1 pseudogene is annotated in these 238 nt (G+C 42.0%); it reads left to right on the top strand.

From position 1 onward, the window contains the following. Window positions 1-238 (top strand): annotated as a pseudogene (locus AAEY88_RS15415) (phosphomannomutase CpsG); the annotation flags it as partial.

Here is a 238-nt window from a genome sequence, read left to right as displayed (position 1 = left end):
GGCGGCATTGAAGTCACTGCCAGCCACAATCCTATTAATTATAATGGCCTAAAGCTAGTCAAAGAGCACTCAAAACCAATCAGCGCGGATGATGGTCTGGCTGAGATTCAGGGGCTGGCTGAATCTGGGAATTTTTCTGCTAGTGACCATAACAATAAAGGACAATTACAGCGACTCACTGACAAGAGCGCTTATATTAATCATGTCATCAATTTTATTGATATCAACAAGCTCAAAC

The organism is Psychrobacter sp. CAL346-MNA-CIBAN-0220 (assembly GCF_040309805.1).
Taxonomy (GTDB): domain Bacteria; phylum Pseudomonadota; class Gammaproteobacteria; order Pseudomonadales; family Moraxellaceae; genus Psychrobacter.
This window is presented reverse-complemented; position numbering and strand designations above follow the sequence as displayed.